At 42.2% G+C, this 26,702-nt stretch carries 23 protein-coding genes; 6 read left to right on the forward strand and 17 right to left on the reverse strand.

All coding sequences use genetic code 11. The features are described 5' to 3' along the window. Positions 1–231 precede the first annotated feature (231 nt). From ACJG85_RS03540 to ACJG85_RS03560, 5 genes are all read right to left on the reverse strand, one after another. Positions 232–3,273, reverse strand: a complete 3,042-nt coding sequence (locus tag ACJG85_RS03540) for a choice-of-anchor I family protein (protein WP_412476936.1) — start codon at positions 3,271–3,273, stop codon at positions 232–234. A gap of 238 nt (positions 3,274–3,511) precedes the next feature. After that, positions 3,512–5,524, reverse strand: coding sequence for a M13 family metallopeptidase (locus ACJG85_RS03545; RefSeq protein WP_412476937.1), 2,013 nt, complete (start codon positions 5,522–5,524; stop codon positions 3,512–3,514). 62 nt (positions 5,525–5,586) lie between these two features. Further along, on the reverse strand, positions 5,587–7,572 hold the full coding sequence (locus ACJG85_RS03550) for a TonB-dependent receptor (RefSeq protein WP_412476938.1): 1,986 nt from the start codon (positions 7,570–7,572) through the stop codon (positions 5,587–5,589). A gap of 60 nt (positions 7,573–7,632) precedes the next feature. After that, complete coding sequence (locus tag ACJG85_RS03555; protein ID WP_409675527.1) at positions 7,633–8,487, reverse strand: FixH family protein; 855 nt, start codon at positions 8,485–8,487, stop codon at positions 7,633–7,635. Between the two features lie 105 nt (positions 8,488–8,592). After that, on the reverse strand, positions 8,593–8,967 hold the full coding sequence (locus tag ACJG85_RS03560) for a hypothetical protein (RefSeq protein WP_412476939.1): 375 nt from the start codon (positions 8,965–8,967) through the stop codon (positions 8,593–8,595). Between the two features lie 143 nt (positions 8,968–9,110). Here ACJG85_RS03560 and ACJG85_RS03565 point away from each other — a divergent pair, with 143 nt between their 5' ends. The 4 genes from ACJG85_RS03565 (at position 9,111) to ACJG85_RS03580 (ending at position 13,565) form a co-directional block, all read left to right on the forward strand. Continuing rightward, entirely contained in the window at positions 9,111–9,701 is a 591-nt protein-coding gene (locus tag ACJG85_RS03565; RefSeq protein ID WP_412476940.1) for a Crp/Fnr family transcriptional regulator, read from the forward strand. Continuing rightward, positions 9,701–10,957: a hypothetical protein gene (locus ACJG85_RS03570; RefSeq protein ID WP_412476941.1), complete on the forward strand. Its 1,257-nt coding sequence runs from the start codon at positions 9,701–9,703 to the stop codon at positions 10,955–10,957. Before ACJG85_RS03565 ends, ACJG85_RS03570 begins: the two co-directional genes overlap by 1 nt. Before the next feature lie 66 nt (positions 10,958–11,023). After that, on the forward strand, positions 11,024–11,575 hold the full coding sequence (locus tag ACJG85_RS03575; RefSeq protein ID WP_412464875.1) for a fasciclin domain-containing protein: 552 nt from the start codon (positions 11,024–11,026) through the stop codon (positions 11,573–11,575). 178 nt (positions 11,576–11,753) lie between these two features. Next, positions 11,754–13,565 (forward strand): hypothetical protein, encoded by a 1,812-nt coding sequence (locus tag ACJG85_RS03580; RefSeq protein WP_412476942.1) that lies wholly within the window; start codon positions 11,754–11,756, stop codon positions 13,563–13,565. Between the two features lies 1 nt (position 13,566). Here the strand turns inward: ACJG85_RS03580 and ACJG85_RS03585 are convergent, their stop codons facing one another. The 4 genes from ACJG85_RS03585 to ric are packed head-to-tail and all read right to left on the reverse strand — an operon-like array spanning position 13,567 to position 17,260. Continuing rightward, entirely contained in the window at positions 13,567–14,241 is a 675-nt protein-coding gene (locus ACJG85_RS03585; RefSeq protein ID WP_412476943.1) for an anaerobic ribonucleoside-triphosphate reductase activating protein, read from the reverse strand. A gap of 1 nt (position 14,242) precedes the next feature. After that, positions 14,243–14,401, reverse strand: coding sequence for an anaerobic ribonucleoside-triphosphate reductase (gene nrdD / locus ACJG85_RS03590; RefSeq protein WP_324689337.1), 159 nt, complete (start codon positions 14,399–14,401; stop codon positions 14,243–14,245). Next, positions 14,385–16,499 (reverse strand): ribonucleoside triphosphate reductase, encoded by a 2,115-nt coding sequence (locus ACJG85_RS03595; protein ID WP_412476944.1) that lies wholly within the window; start codon positions 16,497–16,499, stop codon positions 14,385–14,387. Before ACJG85_RS03595 ends, nrdD begins: the two co-directional genes overlap by 17 nt. Positions 16,500–16,531: 32 nt before the next feature. Continuing rightward, positions 16,532–17,260 (reverse strand): iron-sulfur cluster repair di-iron protein, encoded by a 729-nt coding sequence (ric, locus tag ACJG85_RS03600; protein WP_412476945.1) that lies wholly within the window; start codon positions 17,258–17,260, stop codon positions 16,532–16,534. Between the two features lie 124 nt (positions 17,261–17,384). On the opposite strand from ric, the gene nadA reads away from it, so the two are divergent. Both nadA and nadB read left to right on the forward strand, forming a co-directional pair. After that, positions 17,385–18,314 (forward strand): quinolinate synthase NadA, encoded by a 930-nt coding sequence (nadA, locus tag ACJG85_RS03605; RefSeq protein ID WP_412464880.1) that lies wholly within the window; start codon positions 17,385–17,387, stop codon positions 18,312–18,314. Beyond that, entirely contained in the window at positions 18,311–19,876 is a 1,566-nt protein-coding gene (gene nadB / locus ACJG85_RS03610; protein ID WP_412476946.1) for an L-aspartate oxidase, read from the forward strand. Before nadA ends, nadB begins: the two co-directional genes overlap by 4 nt. A gap of 28 nt (positions 19,877–19,904) precedes the next feature. On the opposite strand, the gene ACJG85_RS03615 is transcribed toward nadB, so the two are convergent. From ACJG85_RS03615 to nosZ, 8 genes are all read right to left on the reverse strand, one after another. After that, complete coding sequence (locus tag ACJG85_RS03615) at positions 19,905–20,276, reverse strand: group III truncated hemoglobin (RefSeq protein ID WP_409675569.1); 372 nt, start codon at positions 20,274–20,276, stop codon at positions 19,905–19,907. Position 20,277: 1 nt separating this feature from the next. Further along, positions 20,278–21,045, reverse strand: a complete 768-nt coding sequence (locus tag ACJG85_RS03620; protein WP_412476947.1) for an ABC transporter permease subunit — start codon at positions 21,043–21,045, stop codon at positions 20,278–20,280. Then, entirely contained in the window at positions 21,029–21,784 is a 756-nt protein-coding gene (locus tag ACJG85_RS03625; protein WP_409675575.1) for an ABC transporter ATP-binding protein, read from the reverse strand. Before ACJG85_RS03625 ends, ACJG85_RS03620 begins: the two co-directional genes overlap by 17 nt. Positions 21,785–21,889: 105 nt before the next feature. Then, on the reverse strand, positions 21,890–22,282 hold the full coding sequence (locus tag ACJG85_RS03630; protein WP_412464884.1) for a four helix bundle protein: 393 nt from the start codon (positions 22,280–22,282) through the stop codon (positions 21,890–21,892). Between the two features lie 129 nt (positions 22,283–22,411). Further along, positions 22,412–23,641, reverse strand: coding sequence for a nitrous oxide reductase family maturation protein NosD (locus ACJG85_RS03635; RefSeq protein WP_412464885.1), 1,230 nt, complete (start codon positions 23,639–23,641; stop codon positions 22,412–22,414). Further along, the gene (locus ACJG85_RS03640; RefSeq protein ID WP_412464886.1) at positions 23,638–24,069 is read right to left on the reverse strand and encodes a nitrous oxide reductase accessory protein NosL; all 432 of its coding nucleotides are present in this window, start codon (positions 24,067–24,069) and stop codon (positions 23,638–23,640) included. The genes ACJG85_RS03635 and ACJG85_RS03640 overlap by 4 nt, the downstream gene beginning before the upstream one ends. Then, the gene (locus ACJG85_RS03645) at positions 24,066–24,656 is read right to left on the reverse strand and encodes a hypothetical protein (RefSeq protein ID WP_412476948.1); all 591 of its coding nucleotides are present in this window, start codon (positions 24,654–24,656) and stop codon (positions 24,066–24,068) included. Before ACJG85_RS03645 ends, ACJG85_RS03640 begins: the two co-directional genes overlap by 4 nt. Before the next feature lie 52 nt (positions 24,657–24,708). After that, on the reverse strand, positions 24,709–26,688 hold the full coding sequence (gene nosZ, locus ACJG85_RS03650; RefSeq protein ID WP_412476949.1) for a Sec-dependent nitrous-oxide reductase: 1,980 nt from the start codon (positions 26,686–26,688) through the stop codon (positions 24,709–24,711). Positions 26,689–26,702: the final 14 nt, after the last annotated feature.

Genomic DNA, 26,702 nt, shown 5'->3' on the forward strand with positions numbered 1-26,702 from the left:
ATTGCGACAGACGGAATATTTCTTACAATATTATAATGACTTTTGAACAAATTTGTCAACAAATTATTAAAAGAGTTTCACTAAATGATTTGTGACAAAAATGTAGCCTCTCTATTTCGTTCGGCAGGCTCAGGGTGACAATCGTTTTTCTAATTGGCTTTAGTTATTCCCACCAAAAAACCCCAACGTTTCCGCCGGGGTTTAAAAAACTACTTATTCAACTAACCCAATTTATTTTATCAGTAATTTTTTGGTGATGCCCTCGGCTGTTTTGACCAAGTAGAGGCCTGCCGCCCAGTTGTGGGTATTGAGGGTTTGTGCTGCTTTTTGTGACAGTAGTAGTTTACCACTTAGGTCGTACACTTCGATATCGGCGGCGCGGTTAAAGTACACCAAGCCGTTGTTTTCGCTCGGGTTCGGGAACATAGCAAAGGTGTTCGCAGGTTGGTTAACCTCCGGTGTGGAAAGGTTGGTGGTGTTCACTTCAAAAATGGTAATGGTCCCGCTGATTTCGTTGGCTACTAAAATATAGGGCAAACCGGTTGGACTGTTTTCAGGGGCTACATAGGTAATGCCTTCCGGACCGTGGTCTCCGCTGTAGGCCGAGGTACTGCGACTGTTTTTATAATCGGTAAAGGTCGGATTGTTGGGGTCGGTTATATTGTACACCATCACACCGCCTATGCGTTCTAAGGAAATAAACGCAAAGGTTTGTCCGCCTATAGTGGCTAAGGTTACGCCTTCGGCTTCCGGTCCTTTGGCACGGCTTCTGCCTTTTGGCGTGTTGTTTTCGTGGTCGGCATTAAAAAGGGTTGGGTAATTGGCGGCAGTGTACCTTTCGAAATCGTCGCCACTGTCGTACACCAACTGTTGGGTATTGGCATTGAAAATTGAGAAGGAACGCGAACCCACGGCATGGATGGCTTCAAACTCACTGTCGGCATCCGTATTGCCGTTGAGGTTGGTTACACGGTAACGCCCCATATTGTAGGATTGTTTTAACACGGCAGAATTAGGGAATACAGCAGGGTCTAATACATATCCTGCTGCGCCTACGGTAGTTCTTTCGTTTAAACCGTCGTATTCTTTTTCGTCGCCTTCGTTAGCGGTTACCAAATAGGTGTTGCCGCCTACAGTATAGTTAGCAATGGCATCCGGAATGTAGTAGGCATTGATAGGCCAGTTGGCAATAAGCACTTGTCCGTTGTTATCGGAGATGTCAAAACCGTTGCCCGGGATGCTGACGTCTTTTGTGCCTAAAGCCCAAACACCGGTAATGGTAGTGTTGCTGAGGTTGATTTCGGCTACCGCGTTGTTTTCTTGTAGGGTTACCCAAGCTTTTTGGGAATCCGAACTAACGGTGATGTATTCCGGCTCGAAGTCTTGCGACAAAGTACTCGTCGCTTTTAATTTTCGAACACCCGAAGCGATTAAAGCGGTTTCCTGTGCGTTGAAAGCCGTAAACAACAAAGTAGTCACATTGGCTTGACTTAACGAAGCGATGCCGCCCGAAATATCAATAATGCTTACCGAACCTTCCGGGTCTATAGTATAAGCGGTGTTCGGTTGGCCTTCGTTGGCGGTTAAGACTTTAGTGCCATCGGGAGAAAAGGTAATCATATCGGGCAAGGCGCCTACGGTAACTTGGTTTAAGAAAGTACCGTTGGTATCGAAAAACACTACTGAACCGTTTAAGGTTTCATCGGCATTGGGCGAGGCTACGGCTACTACGCCATTTTTTACCGCTACACTGGTTACACCGCCGTAAACATTCATATTGATGGAGTTAACTACGGAAGGCGCTGTAGGGTCGGCAAAATTGATGATGTCTAAAAATCCGGCTACGGCACTGGTGGTAAATAACCGTTGGGAAGCGGCATCGTGTACTACAATTTCGCAAGTACTGCTATTGCTGCCCGAAGGATCAAAACTACCGATGTAATTCAACTCGATTTCTTCGCTGGCCACAGGCGCCAGACGGTCGTTATCGATAATGTAAATCGTAGCCATAGTATTTCCGGTAAGCGTTAATCCAACAGGATTTTCTAAGCTCACTACAAAATATTCGGCTTGTTGTTCTTCAGCTGTATCGTCAACAATAGGAATATTGAGCGTTTGGGTTAAAGCGCTGCTACTATTGAAGTTGAGCGTTTGCGTAGTCAATGTAAAATCAGCTGCATTGGCAGTACTAAACGGGGCTGTTTTAACCACCACATCTACCGAACCGGTTTGCGGATTGGTTAAATTGATGGTAAGAGATGCAGTTCCGGCATTTTCGTTTACGGTGATAAAATTGGAGGCTAAAGCAGCGGTAGCACTGCCCGTAGTAAAAGTAACCGCAGTTGTAGCGGTAATGGCATTGTTGTTTACATCTTCAATAGTGTTAGGCAACAACGCCAAGTAATAGGTTTGGCTGTTGTTTAAAGCAGTAGTTGGAACTACAGTTATAGTGTTGCCGTTTACGGTAGTGGTAAAAGGCACATCGCTGCCCGAGGCATTGCCGAGTTTGAAAGCGATTAAGGCAGCGGCATTACTGTTGTTTAGGGCTGAGTCGTCAACCAATCGAACGGCTTCGTTAAAGGTGAGGGTTGGGTTTACGGTGGCCGCTACATTTATTGCGCCATCGGCCGGAACAAAAATCGTTTCGGGAGCCGTTGTATCGGGCGCTCCGGAAGGATTGCCTTCCAAGGTAAAATTGTCAAAGCGATTGTTCCCTACAGTACCACCTGAACCTTGTAAAAACTCCACTTTCAGTTTAAAGTTCGGATTGTTATCGGTAGTAGGAATAGCGGTGAAGTCGAGTATAGCTAAGGCAGGATCACCGTTGTTGGGAATGATGTTGGTTAAGAAAGTATAAGTACTGCCATCGGTACTGTAAGACCATACCTGAGTTCCTGCTCCTGAACCGGAACGGCGGGTAGCAAATTTTACAATCACGTCTTCAAAACCTGTGGTGGGCAAGGCAAATTCTAACGCACCGCCAATGGGGTCGTTGAAGCGCAAGTGCGTACCCGAAGCATCGCCGTTACGGGCATTGAGGTTTTGTACGTTAAAGTTTTGTCCGGTTCCGCCGGCAAAATCAATGGTACTGATGCCTCCCGGAATGGCAGTAAGAGTTGCACCACCAAGGGTTTGAGAGGGCGTAGTAATGGTAGTTACCGAAGTGTTGTTGTTGAAGTTCCAATAGTGTACTAAAGTTTGACCGAAGGAAAAATTGGTCAGTAAAAACAGTATGGTAAAAATCAACAATCTTTGGGCGTAGTTGTGGTTCATAGTTGTTTTGTTTTTGATTGATGCAAAGCTCTTCTTACAGTGTTAATTGGTGATTAAGTCAACGACATTGGTTTATTAAGAAGTGGTGGCGGAAGTTTTATTTTTTGTTACCAAAGCGTTTTGGTGTTTTCAATTTCTTAATGTTGCGATTACCGCCTGCGCGGGAATGACAATTGAGGAAACAACAAAAAACCCCAACGTTTCCGTCGGGGTTTCTTATCAAGTTAAGAGGTAACTACTACCAAATCTTCACACGCTTTTCGGGTGCTAAGTATAAGGAGTCGGTAGGTTTAATATTGAACGCTTCGTAGAATTCCGGAATGTTGCGTACGGTTCCGTTCACACGGAATAAGGCCGGCGAGTGTGGGTCGCCTGCAATTTGACTGCGCAAAGCCTCTTCGCGGATTTTCTCGGCCCATACTTGTCCCCAGCCCAAGAACACGCGTTGCATACCGGTAAAGCCGTCCATTACCGGCGCTTCTTTGCCGTTCAGGGTAGCTTTGTAGGCTTTGATGGCAATGCTTAGGCCACCCAAGTCGCCTATGTTTTCCCCTAGGGTAAAGGCTCCGTTCACATTTAAATCAGGGAAGGCTTTGAAACTGTTGTATTGCTCAACCAAAGCCGAAGTTCTCTTTTTAAAGGCCGCTAAGTCTTGTGGTGTCCACCAGTTTTTCATGGTTCCGGTACCGTCGAAGGCGCTGCCTTGATCGTCAAAACCGTGGCCAATTTCGTGTCCGATAACGGCTCCGATTCCACCGTAGTTTACCGCATCGTCTGCATTTAAATCAAAGAAAGGCGGTTTTAAAATGGCAGCCGGGAATACAATTTCGTTTAACGATGGGTTGTAGTATGCATTTACGGTTTGAGGATTCATGCCCCATTCGGCACGGTCCACGGGTTTGCCTAATTTGGCCAAGTTGCGGTTGTATTCAAATTCGGTCGCACGAGTAGCGTTGCCGTACAAATCGTTTTTCACAATTTTTAGAGCAGAGTAGTCGCGCCATTTATCAGGGTAGCCAATTTTAATCATAAAATTATCTACCTTTTTCAAGGCTTCTTTTTTAGTAGCGGCACTCATCCAATCGAGGGTTTTGATGCTTTCGGCGTAGGCTTTCAATAGGTTTTTCACCATTTGCGTCATGCGCTCTTTGGCTTCCGGAGAGAAGTGTTTTTTAACGTACACTTTCCCCACTACTTCGCCTAAACCACCGTTCACCATTTCTACGGCGCGTTTCCAATCTTCTTGTTGGCTTTCGGTACCGTACAAGTTTTTGCCATAGAACTCGAAGTTTTGTTTGTCAAGTGCCGTGGTTAATAAGCCGGCAGAACCATTAATCACACCCCATTTTAAATAGGTTTTCCAAGTGTCGATAGGCGTGTTTTTGATGAGGTTGTTCAAGCTTTTAGTATAATCTACTTGTGTTACCACTAATTTTTTCTCTTGGGCAACTCCTGCATTTTTCAGCATGGCCGTCCAATTGAAGTCGGGCATCAAGGTTTTTAAGTCTTTTACCGCATACACGTTGTACAATTTTACAATGTCGCGCGTGTCTTCTTTTTTCATTTGTTGGCTGGCCAATGCGGTTTCCAGCGCCATAATTTTAGCCGCATTTTCGGCAGGGTTAGGCATGTTGGTTAGTTGGAACATCTTTTCGATGTGGGCCACATATTTTTGACGGATTTCGGTCATTTTGGCATCGGTTGCCAAATAGTACTCGCGTTCCGGTAGGCCCAAGCCACCTTGCCAAGTGATTAAGGTGTGTTTGGTTGGATCTTTAAAATCCGACATCACCGATACGGAAAACGGAATAGATACACCGGCACGGTTGGCTTTCCCGAAATAAGCAGCCAAGTCATCGTAAGAAGCAATAGCATCAATGGCTTTTAACTCCGGTTGGATGGGCGCAATTCCTTTAGCATCACGGCCTTTGCGGTCCATGAACGAGGCGTAGTAATCGCCTATTTTTTGTTCGTCGGTACCTTCGGCATTGTTGCCTTTGGCGGCTTCTTCAATAATAGCTTTGACGTCTTTTTGCGATTGATCGTACAACATATCAAAAGCACCATAAGAGGATTTGTCGGCCGGGATCTTGGCGGTTTTCATCCAAGTACCGTTTACGTACATGGCAAAGTTATCGCCGGGTTTGACCAGCGTATCCATATTTTTTTTGTTGATACCCGAAGTGAGTTCTTTTTGGCTGCAGGAAGCTAAACATAAGGCTGCCAGCAAGGTAAGGGTTGCATTTCTCATTTATATTTTTGATTGAATTGAAAAGCTAAGGTAATGAAAAATGCCATTGCTTTATTTAGTGACTAAAGATTGAAATTCAGATTCACAAAAATATTTCTTCCCATGCGCGGCACTTTGTTCCAGTCGGAGTAAGTAGTGTAATAAGCGTCCAGTATATTTTCGACGCCTATTTTGGTGTATAACTTACTGCCTGAAACTACCCATTTGTAACCGAAATTAGCATTTAATAAGGCAAAATCGGCGGTATTGGTTTCGCCGTACACCGAACCATAACGGGTTTGAGCGGTGTTTCCAACGCATTCTATAGCGGCATTGTATTTGGGTTTGGTAAACGTTAAAGCCGTTTTATAGCTCAACGGATTAATCAACGGAAGGTTATTGCCGTTGCTGTCTTTGCCTAAACTATACAATAGGCCGACATTCCATTTCAGGGAGTTGCTGAGGGCGATTTCCGAATTCCAATCGACATTAAAAATCGTAGCATACGACAAAGCCGTGTACAGTTTTATGCCACTTGCGCCTATGGTCATAGGGACTAAAGAAACGTCGGGCGTCCCAATGATATAATCCGAAATGCGGAAAAAAGAACTGCTGATTTTGGTGCTGATTTTTTCTTTTTTAAAGCCTATGAACACATGGGTTTCAATGGATTTTTCGTTGCTTAAGTTTGGATTCCCTACATAGTCAAAACGGTCGGAACTGTTGAACAGGTAAAAGCCATAGCCTTCGGAAACCGACGGCGCTCTTTCGCCATAACCCAAACCGAAGCCGTATTCCCATTCGCCTTTGTGGTAGTTGTAATGGGCGGCGATGCTTTTTAGGAAACGCGTTTTTTGGCGCGACATTTCAGGGTAAAAGATTTGCAGACTTTGTAAGCCAAAATCACTCGCCACATCGTTGGTATGACTTCCGGCAGAAACCGACAATTTCAGTCCCGAGTGGCAGTTGAAAACCCATTGGTCTTCGGCAAATAAACCGGTATATAAGGTGCGCACATCGGGCCAAGTGTACATGAACATCAGGTTTTCGTTCGGGTCGTTCGGGTACATGGTCATTTCGGCTACGGATTGGTTATAAAACGCGTTGAAGTTGGCCAAAAAGTGATGGTGATTTTTTACGGCAGTCGCTTTAGAATACATCCCAAAAGTTTTGCTCCAGCCGGGCATGTCCATGTGAATGGGAACTGATGGCCGCGTGGTATCGTCCATGCGGTGTGTGATGGTATTGAAATATACTTTGGTTTCCCAATCTTTCACTAAGGATGATTTCGGAATTACTACATATTTCAGGGAGGCAATTAACGCTTCCGCCAAAGATACGTCCATGGGTAAGGCCGGATAACCTACATCGGTGGCTTTGTCATAAATGACGGAAGCTTCCAGTAGTTTATTGGTAAAGAATTTGAACCCTGCGGTACCGGAGAAATTCAGTTTTCGGAATTGAGAATACAAAATTTCACGGTTGTTTCCCGCGGCGTAATTGTCGGCTTCGCGGAACATGACATCGGTATCTACGTAATACGTACTGTCGGCATAATTCACAGAAGAGCCTACGATTTTCTGACGGTTATTGGTTTCGAAACCGGTATTGAGGGCGAAGTCCCATTTTTGATTTCCGAAACGGTTTTGGCTTCGTTTTAAATCGATGGCACCACCAATGGTTGACCCGAAACACGAGCCTTGCTGCCCGGATTTTATGGTAGCTTCCGATAAATTAGAGACTTCTACATAGGAAGTAATCGGATCCATTTTATCGGTACAGGCGCCAAAAATGCGCATGCCGTCTATGGTGATTAAGGTTCGTTCGGTGGCCATACTATTGATGAGCGGTTCCCAAGCATAAGCGCCGCGTTTGACCAAATCGACTTTGCTTCCTTTGTCGAGAAACTCATCGATAGTAGCGAGCGATTTGCTTTGTTTTTCGTGGATTTGTGTTTTTTTGCCGATGACAATAACTTCTTTTAAGTCTTTAGGCACCAAGGAATCTTTGGTTTCTTGGGCATAGGAAAAGAAGCCACTGCACAACAGCAATAGCGATATATTTTTCATCACAATTGAGATTTAAAAAGGTCTTGCCATGAGGTACAAGACCTTTTTGGAGTGGATTTTTTAGAATTCGAGTTCGAAGAAAATGCTGCTTTCCAACACGGTGTCGGTAATGGCTTCCCCTTTTAAAACAGCGCCTTCGGCATTCAACAATTGCAAGTTGATTTTCCAGTAACCCGTCATGGTTAACGATAGTTTGCCTTCGTATAAACCGCCGGCTGTTACTTGAGTGGCATCTACATTGTTTGGCGAACTGTGGTTGCCCATGCTTGGCATTCTCGGGTCTATTTTTACCGTATAACCATCTACTACCGGAAAGTTCATCATGTCTTGCATTCTCCATACGCCGAAAACCACATCATTAACGGCTACTTTTGGGTGGTGTGGTTCGGCATAAGCCACGATGTATTTAGTGCCGTCGGTTCCGGTAAAGGTATTAACCCTGCGTTCTGTTGAAGCCGGAACATCAATAACAGCAGTGGCTGAATAGGCAGTGCCGTTGATGGTGTAGTTTACTTTTAAATCCCAATATTCAGTAGCATTTTGCGCCATTTGGAACACGATATAACCTTCGTACAAGGTACCGTTTGTAGTTACTTTTTCTACTGCCGATTTAGGGCAAGAGTGATTCATCATGGTCATGTGCATGAGCGGCATCCAGTTGACTTCAGCATTTTTTACATAGTCGCCGGTGGCGTTGTCTTTGATGCGTAGGGCGACTTCGTTATAGCCTTGTTCCAAGCTGCCCATGTGGGAATACAATTCGATAGTATGGGTTTCGTTAGCGAATTCTTGGAATTTGGTTAGGTTGGCCAGTTCGTCGGCTTCGGGATTGCTATCGTCTGAAGAACAAGCAGTAAAGGTTAGGGCTGAGGCCAATAGGAATAAGGAAAGCGTATATTTTAATAAGGTTTTCATGATTGTAAATTTTAAATAATAAAGATTTGATTGGAAGATTTTCCAATGCGATTCGGACATAAATCGTCCGGTCAATCTCAGTAAGATTGATATAAACAGTAAGGATTAAGCCGAGAAAGTGGGCGGATGGAAAACAGAACCACACGCTAAGTGAAAGTAAAGATTGGCGTAGTGGTTGCTGATAGCATTTTTATGCTGAAAAAAAGTTTGTCTTGTCAATAACGGTTGGATTTCCTGAAAGAACAGCACTTCGGTTTCTTGTACTTGTACTTTTTTTACCGGGGTAATTGGTTTTTCCTGTTCCGAAGCTTTGGCCAATTCTTTCATCAACTGACACTTTCCGTTACACTTTAATTCGGGTTTGGCTTTGTTTTCACAAAGCACTTTTGAAATGTAATCATAGTTAATCATATAGTCGACCACCGGAAGTATCGGTTTAACGAGCATCACTAAGGCGACTATGATTAATAACTTTTTCATGGGACAAAGATAGTTGTTAAAAAAAAGTATTTTGTATGATTTCGGTCATATTTTTAGTAATTTTAAAAAAAGTAAATTTGTAATCATAAGCTGTAAAGCCATATATAACGGGCGTTATTGGCGTAAAACACTCAAAATCAATTATGCAAATAGACTTAGATTTACTCTATACTTGGGGTGCCATTGCTAAGGAATATAGAAAAGGAGAGATGATTTTTTGTGAAGATGAAACCGCTAATTTTTATTATCAAATAGTAGATGGCAGTATTCGGATGTACAATTCAAATGATGAAGGCAAAGAGTTTACCCAAGGGTATTTTTCGAGCGGGCAAAGTTTTGGCGAACCACCTTTGTTTATTGATGAGTGTTATCCGTCGACAGCAGAAGCTTTTCAGGACAGCGTGATTGTCAAATTAACTAAGGAAAAGTTCCTTAAAATATTAGAAGAATACCCTGTCATACAGAAACAGTTTCTGACACTCATGTCGCGGCGGATACATTCCAAGGCCATGACCTCTAAAGACATCATTAATCAGAAGCCTGAGTTTAGGATACTCGCCTTTTTAAATGCACACAAAAAAGGGAAAAGTTCCAACCAAAAAGAACAAATTCCGTTTACCCGTCAAGAGATAGCCAATTTTACAGGATTAAGAGTGGAGACCGTTATTCGAGCCTTATCGAAAATGGCTAAAGACAAAAAGGTGGACATCATCAACCATAAAATATATTTCTGATGCACTTTAAAGCTAAGTTCTGGTTACAATTTTCATTGCTTAATTTACTCATCGTAGCCTTACTGGGTTTGTTAATGCGCTACAAAATAGGTTTTGAGTTTCCTTTTCTGAACCAAAAGAACTTACAACATTCCCATTCTCATTTTGCTTTTGCCGGTTGGATTAGTCACACTTTAATGGTGTTGATGGTTGGGTTTTTGGAGAGAAAAGGCCCTTCGACTGCGCTCAGGGTGACAAAAATGAAAAGGACGTTTTCGTACAACACCTTATTGACAGCCAATTTGATTTGTGCTTATGGGATGTTGGTGTTTTTCATCATTCAAGGCTATGCGGCTTTATCGATTGTATTTTCTACAGCTTCTATTGTAGTGGCTTATGTTTTCGGCTACCAATTTTGGAAAGATTTGAAACAGGTAAACCCGGAATGGTTTTCAGTACATTGGTTTAAAGCAGCGCTATTTTTTAATGTGATTTCTTCCTTTGGGACTTTTGCCTTGGCCTTTATGATGATAACCAAAAACATTCACCAAAACGAGTATTTGGCTTCCATCTATTATTACCTGCATTTCCAATACAACGGATGGTTTTTCTTTGCTTGTATGGGATTGTTGTTTCATTTTTTTAACTTGAAAACCACGGAGCATCCTTTTTTTACAAAAGTGTTTTGGCTGTTTTTTGCGGCTTGTATCCCGGCGTATTTTTTATCGACGTTGTGGCTAAACTTACCGGTTTGGCTTTATGTTTTAACCGTAGTAGCGGCTTTTGTTCAAAGTTATGCTTGGTTCAAACTGTTGGCTGTTTTGGCCAAAACCCGAAAAGGCTATTTTGAAAATTATCCGTTCTTTTTGCGTTATATTATAGTGTTTGTTGCGGTAGCTTGCAGCATAAAATGGTTGTTGCAATTGGGCTCTACTATTCCGGCTTTGAGTCAGTTAGCCTTTGGATTCCGCCCTGTAGTCATTGCCTATTTGCACTTGGTGTTGTTGGCCGTGATTAGCTTGTTTTTGCTGTTTTATATTTATGTGAACCATTATTTCTACATCAGCAAACCGATAAAGTTTGGGATTATTTTGTTTTCTGTCGGCGTTTTTTTAAACGAATTAGTGCTGGCTGTTCAGGGTATTGCTTCTTTCAGTTATACTTTAATCCCAATGGTGAATGAGTTGCTTTTTGCGGTGGCGGTACTGTTGGTTCTGGGCATTGCGGTTACGACTTACTACTCAATAAAAAAAGTTAAAATTCCTCCGGTTTTATGAGTGCAATCATAAAATAACCGTTTCATAGTTAGGTACTTTGTATGTATAAACCAAGTATTTATTATTATGAAAAATTCCATCAAAATTTTGCTTTTAGCTTGCTTTTTTGCGACCATAGGTTGTAAACAAAGCAGCGAAACCCCAACCGAAACTACCGAAAGTACACCAACCCAAAACGTGGGTCAAGAAGGTGTAAAAGATGAAACGTCTAACCCGAATATTGTTCAGGTAGCTTCCGGCAGTAAAGACCACACTACCTTAGTGGCGGCTGTTAAAGCTGCCGAATTGGTAACTTCGTTAAGCAATGCCGGACCGTTTACCGTGTTTGCACCAACCAATGCCGCTTTTGATAAATTGCCTGCCGGAACGGTGGAAGGCTTGTTGAAACCGGAGAAAAAAACCGATTTGCAAAATGTTTTAGGCTACCATACCTATGTAGGTGTTTTGAAACCCGAGTACATGCAAGATGGTCAGGAGTTTGATATGGTATACGGCGGTAAAGTAAAAATTACCAAACAAGGTGAAAAGACCTTTGTTAACGGTTCTGAAATTGTAGCTTCTATAGAAACTTCCAACGGTATTATTCACGTGATTGGTGATGTTTTACTTCCAAAATAGGATAATTATTAATTCAAATCTTGTTTTTCTTTTTTGAAAGAGAAAAGGCGTGGAAGTTGTCATTCACGCCTTTTTTGTGACTAAGATTAAAAATAAATAGACAACCGTTTGGCATGACATATATCATACTTTTTCCCGAATGATTTCACAAAATTCGCCCCTTATTAAAACGCACTACATGACCACTAAAAACGTCCACACCTTTCACATACCCGTTATGGGATTGGCTTATACCATAGACAGCCCGATACGCTTGGCACATTACGGCATTTCCTCTGTGATTTCCATTACTGATGACGAACTGATTGAAAAAATGCGTGCCTTTTACAGCCGAAAATTCAGTTTGCCTTATCGTGAAATTACCCAAAAATGCCACGATTACCGCGCCGAACGCATCAAGCATTATTTGAATTTGGTGGATACGATTGTTAAAGACAAATTTGAAAGTTTTAAAAACGAATTGGCCGAAAATAAAACCGCTTTGGAAAACTACATCGGCTTGTTACCCAATAAATCAGCGTTTAAAAACAGCTTGCAAAATTTCATAGACGAAGGTTTGGCTATCAAAGAAAACGTAAAAAACTATTTGGCCGAACATTTTGTTCCGGGCAGTATTGATGTGAATATTATGACCAAAGTGGATAAGGAGAATTACGATAAAAATGAACCTTTGCCCGTGGAATTTAACGATGCGCATGCGTCATTGCGCGGTTTTGCCGAAAGTAATCTTACTTCGTCCGTAGTCCTTTCGGCCGGTATGAATCCGAGATTATACAGTTATTTCGAGCAGTTTCCGGGGTTTTATCCAAATGCTGAAGGACAGTTGCAAAAGAAAATTATACTGAAGGTGAGCGATTTTCGTTCGGCCATGATACAAGGGAATTTCTTGGCCAAAAAAGGCCTTTGGGTGTCGGAATACCGTATCGAATCCGGCTTAAATTGCGGCGGACATGCCTTTGCTACCGAAGGATTTTTAATGGCTCCGATTTTAGAAGAATTCAAATCCAAAAAAGAGCAACTCATCCAATCAGCGCACGAGCTGATGGTTAAAGCTTTGCAAGCGAAAAATTTGCCGATACCAACCCAACCGTTAGCATTGAAAATCACTGCCCAAGGGGGAGTTGGCACAGCCGAAGAACACGAATTTTTACTGCAGCATTTTGCAATGGACGCTGTAGGTTGGGGTTCTCCTTTTTTATTGGTGCCTGAAGCTACTTCGGTTGATGAAGCCACCCGAATGCTGTTGGCTCAAGCGAAAGAAAAAGATTTTTATTTAAGCGATATTTCGCCACTCGGCGTATTGTTCAATACGGTTAAAGGAATGAGTAATGATTTTTGGAAACAAAAACGTATTAACGAAAATAAGGCCGGAAGTTCATGTCCAAAAAAATTGTTGGCTTTGAGTAAAGAATACGATCCGCAAGGGATGTGTACAGCTTCTAAAAAATACCAGGATATTAAGTTGGCCGAATTGGAAGCACAAAAAGACCAATTATCCGATGTAGAAATCCAGCAAAAGCAAGCCAAAATCTTTGAGAAATCGTGTTTGTGTGTTGGTTTGGCCAATGCGTCTTATTTGGAAAACGATATGGACGTTAAAGGACAGCAACAAGGTGTGGTGATTTGTCCCGGACCGAATTTAGCCTATTTTGACCGCGAAGTTTCTTTGGCCGATATGGTGAAACACATTTACGGCAATGCTAACGTGTTGGCCGATAATAATCGTCCGCATATGTTTATCAAAGAGCTGAAAATGTATGTGGATTACCTCAAAAACGAATTGGAGCAATTTACCGATGACTTTACATCGGCCCAACTCAAAAAATGGAGCGCATTTAAAAGTAATTTGCTTTCGGGTATAGCGTATTATTCGGATTTGTTTGCGCAGACAGATTTCTTTACCCAAGATAAGAAACACATGCAACAGCAATTACAGTGGTATAAAGCTGAAGTAAATCAGATTGACATTCCGGTTTTAGAGCAGGTTTAGTTTAGCGAAATTTGATTTTCAGGTTCGGATTTTCGGGAAGTTGGTGTTCCAAACGATCTCGGGAATCCGGCAATTTGCCTATGGTTTCGACACTGTTTCGGAAATGCTGAATGTAATACGTTCCCGTGTATTGGTTGTATTCCAGGTAATCAATCATCTCGCACAATTCTTCTTTGGCCAGCAATTCGGAATGATAGGTTGTGCGCACTTCAAAAGGAATATTGACGTTCAGTAATAACTGCAGCGATTTTTCAAATTGGTCAAACAAGTCCGATTGTGTAATGGCAGCAAACGACTCTTTGGTCGATTTGAAATCGAGTGCCACATAGTCAATTAATTCCTGTTCCAGTAAGTTTTGCAACACTCCGGGTTTGGAGCCGTTGGTGTCTACTTTCACCAAAAAGCCCATGGTTTTAACCGTTTGAATTTGCTCTACGATGTCTTTGTGGAGCAAACATTCGCCGCCGCTGAATACTACGGCATCGAGCAAGCCTTTGCGGGTTTCCAAAAAGGAGACCATTTCGGAAAAGGTAAACTTGCCTTTCCCGAAAACAACCTCCGGATTGTAGCAATACAAACACCGCATATTACAGCCGGCATACCACAAGATACAGGCGGTTTTATCCGGATAGTCCAACAGGGTGAACGGTGTTATATTGCTGACCGATTTGACCATTTCAACTTTCTTTAAAGTGCAGGCGTTGTTTGTGTTCGCCTTTTTTACCGATGTTGAAACTTTCTACCGGTCGATGGTAGCCCATTACTCGGGTGTACACCAAGCATTTGGTGCGTAGTTCTTGGTGTTGCTCCAGAACAGGGTTAGTTTTGGTTTTCATAGTTATCTTGGTTTAGTTTTTCTAATAAAGCGTCGTCACATTTCGGGCAAAATTCGTGTTCGCCGTTGAGGTAACCATGCACCGGACACACACTAAACACCGGCGTGACCGTGATATAAGGCAATTTGAATTTTGTCAATACTGTTTTGACAAAGTTTTTACAAGCTTCCGAAGTGCTGATTCTTTCGTTCATGTACAAATGCAGTACGGTGCCGCCGGTATATTGGCACTGCAATTCGTCTTGCATCAATAAGGCTTCAAAAGGATCTTGGGTAAAATCTACCGGAATTTGAGAGCTGTTGGTGTAATAAATATTGTCGTCGCTACCTGCTTGTACAATGTTCGGATAGCGTTTTTTGTCTTCTTTGGCGAAGCGATACGTAGTACCTTCTGCAGGTGTAGCTTCGAGGTTGTATAAGTTTCCGGTTTCTTCTTGGAATTCTTTCATGCGATTGCGGATGTGGTTTAAAATTTCCATCGAAAATTCATGGCCGAAACGCGTCGTAATGTCCTCTTGGTCATTGGTAAAATTGCGAATCATTTCGTTCATGCCGTTCACCCCAATAGTCGAAAAGTGATTGCGGAAATGCGGCAAATACCTTTTGGTGTAAGGATACAAACCTCTATCGTACATTTCTTGTATGAATTGTCGTTTTTTCTCTAAAGTCGATTTGGCCAATGCCAACAACTCGTCCAATCGGGAGAAAAGCGCTTCTTTATCGCCTTCGTATAAGTAGCCCAAACGAGCCATATTGAGGGTTACTACACCAATACTTCCGGTCATTTCGGCACTACCGAACAAACCGTTCCCTCGTTTTAACAATTCGCGCAAATCGAGTTGCAAGCGACAGCACATACTGCGCACGGTATTGGGTTTATAGGCATTTGGGTTTTCCATTTTGTTGCCGTTTTCGTCGGTAGTATATTGACTTCCGATAAAATTCTGAAAATACGACGAACCGATTTTAGCCGTGTTTTCAAACAGCAGTTCGGTGTTTTCGCCGTTCCAGTCGAAATCTTCGGTAATATTCACCGTCGGAATCGGGAAGGTGAACGGTTGGCCATTGGCATCGCCTTCTGTCATTACGGTATAATAGGCTTTGTTAATCAGGTTCATTTCGGCTTGAAAATGTTCGTAACGCAGTTCGGTTAAGCTTTCCACACCGCGTTCTTGGGCTCGAGTCAAGATTTTTTCATCGGTAATTTTTTCAAATAAATGCCGGTCGTTTTTGGTCGGAACTTGTACCGCTAAATCCGCCGGAACTACCCAATCTAAGGTAATATTGGTAAATGGCGATTGTCCCCAGCGCGCCGGAACATTCAAGTTGTACACAAAACTACGTACGGCTTTGAGCACCTCGTCAAACGACAAATTGTCTTTAAAAACATAAGGTGCCAAATACGTATCAAAAGAACTGAACGCTTGGGCACCGGCCCATTCGCTCTGCAAAATTCCGAGGAAGTTGGCCATTTGTCCTAAGGCTTCCCGGAAATGCGAAGGCGCTTTGCTTTCCACCCGACCGCGAACGCCGTTAAAACCGTCGTTGAGTAACACGCGTAAACTCCAACCTGCGCAATAACCCGTTAAGCAATCCAAGTCGTGGATGTGAATATCGCCGTTGCGGTGGGCGTAACCTTCTTCTTTGGCATACACTTTATCCAGCCAATAATTGGCAATGATTTTTCCGGCCACATTGTTCACCAAACCCGCATTGGAATAGGAAGTGTTGGCGTTGGCATTGATGCGCCAATCGGTTTGTGCGATATACTCTTCGATGGTTTGGGTGCTGTCTACATAAGTTGTGTCGTCATTCAATCCTTGTACGTGTTCGCGTTGCAGTTTTCGCGTGTGACGGTACAACATAAACGACCGCATCACGGTAAAATAGTGATTGTCGAAAAGCGTTTTCTCAATAATGTCCTGAATTTCTTCGACAGCCCAAGTATCCTTGGCTCCGATGGCTACTATAACTTTTTCAAAAACACGCTCGTCAAACGGAAGTGAAACGCTGGTAAAGCTCTTGACTATTGCATCCTTTATTTTAAAAGGTTCAAAAGGTTTATAATCTCCGTTTCTTTTAATTACATATTTTTCCATGATGAGCGTGTTTTTTGGGTTGATTAGTTTGATTATATGAGGTCGAACTTGGTTTCCATAGCCTGTGCTTTAGGAAACACTATGTTGTTTTCGAGGTGAATGTGTTTGTGTAAATCCTGTTCGAATTCTTTCAGCATGGCAAAAGTCACGCGGTAGGTTTCACAAGCATCAACCGGCGGATTGTAGTTGTCGGTTAATTTGGCAATGATGCGGAAGCGTTCGCCTTCGTTTTCGTGTTCGTCCTGCATCATGGCAATCGGATTATTGACAGTTCCAAAATGCGGCTGTTCTATCGATTCTCGGTCTCGAAGGGCGTTGAACATTTTTTTGACAAACGGGAACAAAATCAGTTCTTCTTTTTTCATGTGTTGGGCCAATTCGGTAGCGCAAATTTTAAAGTGAAGTCCAATTTCAAAAAGTTCCGGATGGCGTTGTCCGTGTACCTTGCAGAGTTTGTCGAGGTAAAAAAGTAAGGCAGTCGATTTTTCTTCTACATAACGATGGTGCGTTTTTTCGATGTAGTCGATTAATAAGTCGATGGGCCAAGATTTGAAATCGATGTTATTGTCTGATTTCGATTCTAAAACGGCATTCAATTCGTCTTGTATGGAATAGACGTCGAGTCCTTTTTTTTCGCAAACTTCTTCTAAAGTTCTATTGCCTTTACAGCAAAAGTCGATGCCATATTTTGAGAAAACCGCTGCTGTTCTAAAATCTCCGGCTACAAATTCTCCTACGGTTATTTGTTCTAAAGCATTCATAAATAAGGTGTTTTAATTTTAAGGTTCTCCAAAATTAAGACTACTACACTGTTGCGATATATGATTAAAGTCATATAAATTGGATTTTTTCAGTGGTTATTTTGTAGCTTCTTAAACTATGCCCATGGAAAATTTAAAAGAGCAGATTCTCCGATTGAAAAAAGAGAAGAATGCCGTGATTTTAGCCCATTATTACCAACAACCAGACATACAGGAAATAGCCGATTATGTGGGCGACAGTTTAGGATTGTCGCAAGAAGCGGAGAAAGTAAATGCCGATATTATAGTGTTTGCCGGTGTGCATTTTATGGCCGAAACAGCCAAATTATTAAATCCGAAAAAGAAGGTTTTATTGCCCGATTTGAAGGCCGGTTGTTCATTGGCCGATTCGTGTCCGCCCGATATTTTTAAGAAGTTTGTGGAAGCGCATCCCAATCATATTGTGATTACGTATGTGAATTGCTCTGCCGAAATTAAAGCGTTGAGTCATTTGGTTTGCACTTCTTCTAACGCCGAAAAAATTGTCAACTCCGTACCCGAAAACATCCCGATTATTTTTGCGCCCGATAAAAACCTCGGAAACTATATCAACAAAAAAACCGGTCGACAAATGATTCTTTGGGACGGTAGTTGTGTGGTCCATGAAGCGTTTTCGTTCGATAAACTCATCGCGCTCCACAAAGAACATCCGAATGCTGCCATTATAGCGCATCCCGAATCGGAAACCCATATTTTGGAAACGGCGAGTTATATTGGTTCGACTTCCGGAATGATTGACTACGTAAAGCAGAGTCCGAAAAGCGAATTTATTGTGGCTACGGAGGCAGGCATTTTATACAAGATGCAGGAAGAAGTGCCCGATAAAATCTTAATTCCCGCGCCGGCTATGGAAGACAATACTTGTGCTTGCAGCGAATGCGCGTATATGAAACTCAATACGCTCCGCAAATTATACGATTGTTTGCTGAATGAATCTCCGGAAATCATTGTGCCGAAGAAAGTTGCAGACAAAGCCCTTATTCCCATCCAACGTATGCTTGAATTGTCGAAATGATGAAGATAGAAACCGATTATTTGATCTTGGGTTCGGGTATCGCCGGACTGACAGTTGCCATCAAATTGGCGCAACAATTTCCGGAGCGAAAGGTATTGATTGTCACCAAATCCAACGAAGACGAGTCGAATACCAAATACGCCCAAGGCGGTATTGCCGTCGTGATGGATGGGGTGAGCGATGATTTTGAAAAGCACATCCACGATACTTTGGTGTGCGGTGATGGGTTGTGCAATAGAGCAGTGGTGGAAATGGTAGTGAAAGAAGGACCGAAACGCTTGGCCGAACTCATCCAATGGGGAACGCAATTCGATGTAAACGATGCGGGAAATCTTGATTTAGCCAAAGAAGGCGGTCATTCCAATTCTCGAGTGGTGCATTATAAAGACCAAACCGGGCGTGAAATTGAGCGCGCTATTTTGACCAAAGCCCACCAGCAACCTAATATTGAAATCCTCGATTTTCATTTGGCCACCGATTTGATTACTGAAAACAATTGGTGTTTCGGCGTTAGTGTTTTGGATGAAAAAACCAACGACATGTTCCCGATTTTCTCTCGCTTTACCATTTTGGCCACCGGCGGTATCGGGCAAGTGTATCAGCAAACGACAAACTCTACAATAGCCACGGGCGATGGTATTGCTATGGCGATTCGGGCCAAAGCTAAGATCAGCGATATGGAGTTTATCCAATTTCATCCAACGGCTTTGTATGCACCAGGTTCGGCTTCGACTTTTTTGATTTCCGAGGCCGTTCGCGGTTTTGGAGCGTATTTGAAAACCAAGAATGGGCATCGGTTTATGTTGGATTACGATGTGCGTGGCGAATTGGCGTCGCGCGATATCGTTTCCAGAAGTATTGAAACAGAACTCAAAAAATCGGGTGACGATTGCGTGTATTTAGATTGTACGCATTTGGATTTAGTCGAATTTAAAAAGCATTTCCCGACGATTTATCAGAATTGCCTTTTGGAAGGTGTTGATGTGGCTACAGCTTGGATTCCGGTAATTCCGACGCAACATTATTTGTGTGGCGGCGTTGAGGTGGATTGGAACGGACTCACTTCTATTAACCGATTATTTGCTTGTGGCGAATGTTCCCGAACCGGCTTGCATGGCGCGAACCGCTTGGCGTCGAATTCGTTGTTGGAAGCCTTGGTGTATGCGCATCGGATTTATGCCTATCTCAGCGAAACGGATTCGGAACCGTCATCGATTTCGATAACCATTCCGAGTCATTATCCTCAAAAAGCCAAAGTTTCCTCCGAATGGGTACGGAAGCATCGGGAAGCATTGCAAAAACTTATGCAACAAAATGCCGGAATTGTTCGGCACGATATCGATTTGAAAAATACCTTAAAGCAATTACAATTTTGGAAAAACGAGTGTCGGGAAATGGAACGGGAATTCGCCGTGACCAAAGATTTTTTAGAATTGAAAAACAGTATTGAGGTTAGTATTCCCATTGTTGCTTTTTCTTTAAAACGACACGAAAGCAAAGGCAGTTTTTTCAAAGAAGACCAAACAAAAATGACCGCCAACCCAAACGGTCGCGGCCTGTAAAAGAAAGATTAATACAATTTGGGCGTCATTAGCTTAGGGTTTTGTACATCATGGCGGCGGAAATATTCAGCGCGCGGTTTTTGATTTCTTCGGCTTTCGGACCTTCAAAAAGTTTGTCTACGGTTTCGGTGAATAATTTATTCCAATGTCCGAAATGCGTTGGATTCATTGGACTTTTTTCGTGTAACGCTTTGTGTCGGGCCATCGGATTGCCTTCATAATTTCCGGTAAAGAAAAGAATGTTTTCCCAAAAATTGTACATTTTGGGCAGGTGGTTTTCCCAATTCACTTGAGCCACATCGTTGAATAAATAACCGATAACGTCGTCGGTTTTTACTTTGTCGTAAAAGGTATTGACCAATTTCTCGATGTCTTTGCGGTTTCGGATATCGGTTTTCATATTACAAATCTTTTTGGTTGAATTTTTTCAGTGAGATAAAAAACGGAACCATCGCCCACAAACACAGCAGTAAAAACGAAACGATTAAACCGACCGCTGTTCCGAAGAAATCCTGAAAAATGGCTCCGGTATAACCCATCATAGCAGAAACATCCAAGTGCATCAAAATTTGAATACGGGCCAAATCGATTGGGCTTAAAGCCGTCATGGCTACCATGGCGTGTTCGATAGGATAATCGGCCAATTGGAAGAGTAAAAACAATACGATTCCGTCGAATAATAAGGCAAAAAACAACCAAGTCATAATGGCAATCCCGATGCCTTTGGCTTTGTCTCGGGTTAGAATCGAACTCAAAAAAGCCAGTGCCACAAAGATGACCGAGATTAAACTGCCCACTACAATCATCATCAACCCAACACTGTCGGGTGCGTTAATCAGCAACGGTATGCCGGCTCCGACACCAAAAGCCAACACCATAGAAAGCGACAACCCTAAGAACAAACCGGTCCAAATTTTTCGGCGTTTGATGGGTTGACTAAGTAGTAGTTCGATAAACTCTGAGCTGTTGTACAAGTAAATGGTAGCAAACAAGATGGAAACCAACGGTACGGTGAACAAAATAACGTTGAGTATGGTGAGCAATCCTTTGGCCGAATTGTCTTCTAAGGCGAAAGAACTCCAGGAAAGTGCGGCCAAAATTACAGTGTAAACCAACACAATTTTGTTCTTCAGTATATCGAGTAAGATGATTTTAATGATGCGATTCATGGTGAGTTTCGGGTTTCGGGTTTCGGGTTTCGGGTTGTTTGGCTTTTAGGATGCTGGCAATGGCTTTGGAGATTCGGGTTTCGTTGGTTTCCGCTCTGATAACGGTGACATTTTTATGGAAATGCACTTGGCCTTCCTGCATAAAAATGATTTCGGTGATTAAGTCGTCGAGTTCACTAAGCAAGTGCGATGTGATAAGAATTAGTTTTCCTTTTTCTTTTTCACGGATGATTTTTTCTTTTAAAATTTCGGATGCCAGCGGATCTAAACCGGCTGTAGGTTCGTCTAAAATCAGCACATCGGGATTGAATAAGAAGGCTAAAACGGCACTTACTTTTTGGGTAGTTCCGCCCGAAAGGGTTCGCATTTGTTTGTCGAACATTTTTTCGAGCTCGAAAGCGTGGATCAATTCTTCGTCTAATTCGGTTACTGTAGGCCTTACTTTTTTAATCATTTCGATGATTTGACCGATGGTCATATTGTCGGGATAACGCCCAATTTGTGGCATATAGCCTATGTTGTTTCGGTACAAATAGTCGCCGAGGATTGATTTTCCGTTGAAAGTAATCGAACCGTTATCGGGAATCACCATGCCTAAAATCGATTTGATTAAAGTGGTTTTTCCGCAACCGTTAGGTCCGATTAGGGCAATGCATTGTCCTTTTTGAAATGAAAGGTTGATGTCTTGCAATACGGCTAATTTGCCGAATTTTTTGTTTATGTTTTTTATGGATATCATGATTTGTTTCGGGTTTCGGGTTTCGGGTTGAAAGTTGCGAGTTTAAGGTTTCGGGTTTAAGGTTTCGGGTTTTTAACCTGTAACCCGCAAACCGTAACTTTCCAACTATCTGTCAAACTTACTTCCTTTATGGTCTGATTTTATTAGATAAGACATGAATGAACCTATTTTTTTACTTGCTATCATTGTTTTTTCTTTTAAAAATTCAAACTCTTCTTTACTGATATGTTTTCTGTCAAATGCTCTGTGTAATTGAGATCTTAATTCGCCACAAGAGCCTTTTGAGTAGCTTAAAAAATTAATAAATTCCCTCCTTCCGTTTCTTTCAAATCCTTCCGCAATGTTGTCCATTATAGAACCTGAAGATCTGTTCATTTGATTTTTTAATTCGAAATCTTTTCCTAATGATGTTTTTTCAAATAAATCCCATAAGTGATAACAAATTTCTCTGCTTAATTGCCAGATTTCCAATTCTTCAAAAGTATTTACAGTAGCCATAGAAAGTAAATTATAGTTCGCTTCTACAATTTTAGTATATTTTTCTGACAAATAAAATCAATTCACATCTACTTATAACCTATAACTCGTAACCCGTAACCCGCAACTCGTAACTCGTAACTCGCAACTTTATAACTTTAACTGCTTCATTAAAGGCGTATTGTCTACAAAATTATCAGGTGTGATGCTGGGTAATACTTTTTCGGATTTGTCCAAAAGGGTAATCATAAAACTTCGGTACAATAACATCGAAGACGGATTGCTTTCGGTGAGTACTGCAAACAAACTCAGCGGATGGTAGGGCACATCGCCTATGCCGTCTTTGTTTAAATCGTAGCCTTCGTATTTGTCCCAGTAATTGCTGTTGAAGGTATTGAGTACCAAACTTCCGTTGGTGCTGATGTCGAATGTATTGCCGACATAGTTGTTGTTTACCACTTCGTTTTCCATACAACTGGCTTGGATTTTCATGCCCCAGCCGTTGGCTTCAAAAACGTTTTTTTCGACTTTAATTCGGGACGTGCCTTCCATATAAATTCCCGAGGTGTTTCGCTTGAAATGGTTGTTAAAGATGTAACTGTCGGCTATCTCTTTGAGCAATAAACCGTAGGCCGAATCGCCCCAGTTTTCTTCGAAATAATTATTGAACATTTTGACGTTTTTGGTAAACATCACGGCTACTCCGGCTCCGTTTCCTTTAAAGACATTAGTGATATAAGAATCGTCGTTAGAAAACATAAAGTGCAAACCGTAGCGAATGTTGTGGTTGGAGATATTGCGCCAAATTACCGAGTTGGTTACAAATTCGAAATAAATTCCGTCTCGGTGTCCTGAAATTTTGTTGCCAATGATTTGCAGGTTTTCGCTTTTCCAACAGTGAATGCCGTTTCCGATGAGTTGTTCTTGTTTGCCGTAAGCCCTGATGTTATTGTTTTTGACAAGGCTGTTTTTGGAATTTTGGAGGTAAATACCAAAAAAGTTATTGTCGAGGATGTTGTTTTCAATGCGAACAAAGCTTCGGTCATACACTTTAATCCCGCAAGGATCATCCAATGCGGCATAACCCGAATTGATGATTTTGAAGCCTTTGACTACCACATTATCGGCAGCCACAGAGACTACTTCAAATTTGTTTTGGCCGTCAAGCGTTGGGAAGTTTTTACCCAAGAAAATGATTTTTTTGTTGATAAGGATATTCCCTTCTTTGTAAATACCCGGAGTAACCAATACCGTATCGCCATCGTTTGCCAAAGCCAAAGCTTGTTTGATGGTTTTAACCGGATAGGTTTTCCCAACGGTAATGGTTTTAGCATTACTGATTAGGCAAAAAAAGCAAAGGATATACATTAAATTTTTCATTTGTAACTGTTGTAAACTTCTGTCCAGTTTAAAGGCTTTGCATTGAACTTTTTAGCGTACTCGCTTTGTTCTGCTGCGGTTGCCAATGCTGCCATATTGCCTCTCATGGGCGAATTGATTTGGTCGCTTTTGATAAAGAAAGCTGTTTCTGCCGGAATCAAGGTGTTGTCCTTCAAATAGTCACTTACAAAGAATGATTGGTAAGGGACTACGGTGTTGGATTTGGCAAATTGTATCATACAAGCCAAGTCGTCAAATTTGTAATAACGGCCTTTTTGGGTAATCAGTTCGGCTCCGAATTTACCATTGGCAATCGTCATCTTGCAAAAATCGCAAGCATCAGTATTGATTTTAAGAGGTTTAGCTTCTTTGGAACTGCAAGAAGCCAAGGAAAGGAATGCGATACACGCTAAAGCTATAGGTTTCATACGGTTGTTTTTTTAGTAAACTTATATTCTTTCAGAACCACTAAGAGCAGTAAAATTCCGGCTGCGGTTAACATCCAACCTCCGGTATCGGGAATGGAGTAAGCCCCAAAATTGAGGAGTTGTTTGTAACCTATGAGTGGTGGCTGGTAAGCCATACCCGGGACTCTGATGGCTGCATTCGGATCGAGATTGTGTCCGTATTCGTAATTCCATCGATAGAAATCTACAGCAGCCAAGGCGATAAAAGCTATATAAGTGATTAGGAAAGCGAGTACTGCTTTTCTTTTGGCTACAAAAATTAATGCGATGGAGATTAGCGCAAAAGCACCGAAGAGATAAGGCAAAACGGTAAACTCAAAAAAGTTCTCGGTGTGTAAGGTGGCCATCCCGATGTAGTGGTTTAAACCGTTGATGATTTCCGCATCGCCGCCAATTTTGTTGGCGTACAATTGCAATACAAGGCCTTCCGGGTATTGTGGTGCTTCGAGTTGGATTTGCCACATAGGAACAAACAATGCTCCTGCAAATAGCACTCCGGTTATCAAAAGCAATACTTTTGACAGACCTGAAATGGATAGATTTTTCATTGCATTCAGAGAAAAAAAGGGAACAAATAAAATCTGTTCCCTTTGGTTAATTTTATTTGGTAGCCTTCGGTAAGTTGGTTCCCACACTCCAGGTAAGAGGAACATTGCTTCCTGCCGGAGAGACTCTTACATAACCTTGCATTTCTTGGTGTAGCGCGCTACAGAAATCGGTACAATACATGGGATACATTCCTGTTTTTTTAGGAATCCACTTTAAGGTTGTGGTTTCGCCCGGCATGATGAGTAACTCGCCATTGTCGGCACCTTTGATGGCAAATCCGTGCGGTACATCCCAGTCTTGCTCTAAGTTGGTTACGTGGAAGTACACTTCATCGCCCAATTTAATCCCTTCAATGTTATCCGGGGCAAAGTGAGAGCGGATAGAGGTCATGTACACGTGAACTTGATTGCCTTGACGGGTTACTTTGGCTTCTTTTTCTCCTTTGGTTACAAAAGGGTGATTGTTCTCGGCAATTTTATAAAATTTCAACTGACCGTTGTTTCGAATCAAATCGGCCGGGGCAGCTTGTGCATAATGCGGTTCACCGATGGTCGGGAAGTCGAGGATGAGTTGCATTTTATCGCCGCTGATGTCAAATATCTGTGCCGATTGAGCTAACTCCGGACCGGTTGGTAAATAGCGGTCTTTGGTAATTTTATTGTAAGCGATTAAGTATTTACCGAAAGGTTTTTTACTGTCACCGCCGGGGATACACAAGTGACCCACAGAATAGTAAGTAGGTACTCTATCCAATACTTTTAAGGATTTGATGTCCCATTTTACTACTTCAGAAGACACGAAGAAAGTGGTATAAGCATTTCCTTTACCGTCGAATTCGGTGTGTAATGGTCCTAAGCCCGGTTTTTGCACTTCGCCATGTAAGGCAGCTTCGTATTTTACAACCGGAATTCCGCCATAGTCGCCTTCGAATTGTTTGTTTTTAATGGCACCCATTAATTTATCAAAACTAAATACCGGAATCAAAGCGGCCAATTTACCGGAACCTACAATGTATTCTCCTGTTGGATCTACGTCACAACCGTGGGGTGATTTAGGACAAGGAATCATGTAACAAATGTCTTTTAAGGCAGCGGCATCTAATACTAACACTTCGTTTTTCATTTCTGAAGTGGCGGTATGTGTTTTTTCATTCCATTTGTTGTGAGCGTATTTTACGCTTTGTTTTTTGCCTTTTCCGGCTTTGATGTATTCTTCGGCTTTTTTCCAGTTTACGGCCATGATGAAGTCTTTGTCATGTTGAGACGCATTTACTTCTAATAAGGTATTGGCTTGTTCGGTGTTGTAACAAGAGAAGAAGAACCAACCGTGAGATTTGCCTTTTCCTGCGTGCGATAAGTCGAAGTTAACACCCGGCGTTACAATTTGGAATGCTAAGTCCATTTCGCCTTCTTTGCCCACTTTTACAAAACTGATGTGACCTTTGAAGTTTTCTTTATAGGTGTTGATGGCTACGTCTCCGTTGCTGTAATCCGGCGGTACGCTAAAACGAGTTCCGGCTACAACGTATTCAGTATTTTCGGTGATGAATGGTGAAGAGTGATTCCCACCACTGTTAGGCAACTCGATGATTTCTGCAGTTTTGAATGTTTTCAAGTCGATGCGAGCGATACGAGGAGTGTTATTGGCATTACCAAAAACCCAACGACCATCAACTTCGCCATTGGTTTGGGAGAGTTCGGTGTGGTGTAAATCGTCCCAAGGCACAAAACCGTTAGAAGTGTTTAACATGGGTTTGGTTTCTTCGCTGTAACCCCAACCTTTTTCAGGGTCAACGGAAAACACCGGAATTACTCGGAATAATCTACCGCTCGGCAGACCGTAAACACTCAGCTGTCCGCTGAAACCTCCGGACACGAAGTTATAAAATTCGTCATATTTACCCGGAGCGACATAGGCTTTCTGAGCGGCATCACCACTCACCGCATCACCCGAATTCTTTGGCTTACAAGAAGTGAACAAAGCACTTCCGAGAACGATAGCAAAAATTGCTTTTACAAACTTATTTTTCATTATAATTGATTTTA

The organism is Flavobacterium mekongense (genome assembly GCF_047038255.1).
In the GTDB taxonomy this organism is placed as follows: domain Bacteria; phylum Bacteroidota; class Bacteroidia; order Flavobacteriales; family Flavobacteriaceae; genus Flavobacterium; species Flavobacterium mekongense.

Coding starts and splice junctions, on each gene's coding strand:
- ACJG85_RS03540 (WP_412476936.1), bottom strand. CDS start 3,273: ATGAACCACAACTACGCCCAAAGATTGTTGATTTTTACCATACTGTTT.
- ACJG85_RS03545 (WP_412476937.1), bottom strand. CDS start 5,524: ATGAGAAATGCAACCCTTACCTTGCTGGCAGCCTTATGTTTAGCTTCC.
- ACJG85_RS03550 (WP_412476938.1), bottom strand. CDS start 7,572: ATGAAAAATATATCGCTATTGCTGTTGTGCAGTGGCTTCTTTTCCTAT.
- ACJG85_RS03555 (WP_409675527.1), bottom strand. CDS start 8,487: ATGAAAACCTTATTAAAATATACGCTTTCCTTATTCCTATTGGCCTCA.
- ACJG85_RS03560 (WP_412476939.1), bottom strand. CDS start 8,967: ATGAAAAAGTTATTAATCATAGTCGCCTTAGTGATGCTCGTTAAACCG.
- ACJG85_RS03565 (WP_412476940.1), top strand. CDS start 9,111: ATGCAAATAGACTTAGATTTACTCTATACTTGGGGTGCCATTGCTAAG.
- ACJG85_RS03570 (WP_412476941.1), top strand. CDS start 9,701: ATGCACTTTAAAGCTAAGTTCTGGTTACAATTTTCATTGCTTAATTTA.
- ACJG85_RS03575 (WP_412464875.1), top strand. CDS start 11,024: ATGAAAAATTCCATCAAAATTTTGCTTTTAGCTTGCTTTTTTGCGACC.
- ACJG85_RS03580 (WP_412476942.1), top strand. CDS start 11,754: ATGACCACTAAAAACGTCCACACCTTTCACATACCCGTTATGGGATTG.
- ACJG85_RS03585 (WP_412476943.1), bottom strand. CDS start 14,241: ATGGTCAAATCGGTCAGCAATATAACACCGTTCACCCTGTTGGACTAT.
- nrdD (WP_324689337.1), bottom strand. CDS start 14,401: ATGAAAACCAAAACTAACCCTGTTCTGGAGCAACACCAAGAACTACGC.
- ACJG85_RS03595 (WP_412476944.1), bottom strand. CDS start 16,499: ATGGAAAAATATGTAATTAAAAGAAACGGAGATTATAAACCTTTTGAA.
- ric (WP_412476945.1), bottom strand. CDS start 17,260: ATGAATGCTTTAGAACAAATAACCGTAGGAGAATTTGTAGCCGGAGAT.
- nadA (WP_412464880.1), top strand. CDS start 17,385: ATGGAAAATTTAAAAGAGCAGATTCTCCGATTGAAAAAAGAGAAGAAT.
- nadB (WP_412476946.1), top strand. CDS start 18,311: ATGATGAAGATAGAAACCGATTATTTGATCTTGGGTTCGGGTATCGCC.
- ACJG85_RS03615 (WP_409675569.1), bottom strand. CDS start 20,276: ATGAAAACCGATATCCGAAACCGCAAAGACATCGAGAAATTGGTCAAT.
- ACJG85_RS03620 (WP_412476947.1), bottom strand. CDS start 21,045: ATGAATCGCATCATTAAAATCATCTTACTCGATATACTGAAGAACAAA.
- ACJG85_RS03625 (WP_409675575.1), bottom strand. CDS start 21,784: ATGATATCCATAAAAAACATAAACAAAAAATTCGGCAAATTAGCCGTA.
- ACJG85_RS03630 (WP_412464884.1), bottom strand. CDS start 22,282: ATGGCTACTGTAAATACTTTTGAAGAATTGGAAATCTGGCAATTAAGC.
- ACJG85_RS03635 (WP_412464885.1), bottom strand. CDS start 23,641: ATGAAAAATTTAATGTATATCCTTTGCTTTTTTTGCCTAATCAGTAAT.
- ACJG85_RS03640 (WP_412464886.1), bottom strand. CDS start 24,069: ATGAAACCTATAGCTTTAGCGTGTATCGCATTCCTTTCCTTGGCTTCT.
- ACJG85_RS03645 (WP_412476948.1), bottom strand. CDS start 24,656: ATGAAAAATCTATCCATTTCAGGTCTGTCAAAAGTATTGCTTTTGATA.
- nosZ (WP_412476949.1), bottom strand. CDS start 26,688: ATGAAAAATAAGTTTGTAAAAGCAATTTTTGCTATCGTTCTCGGAAGT.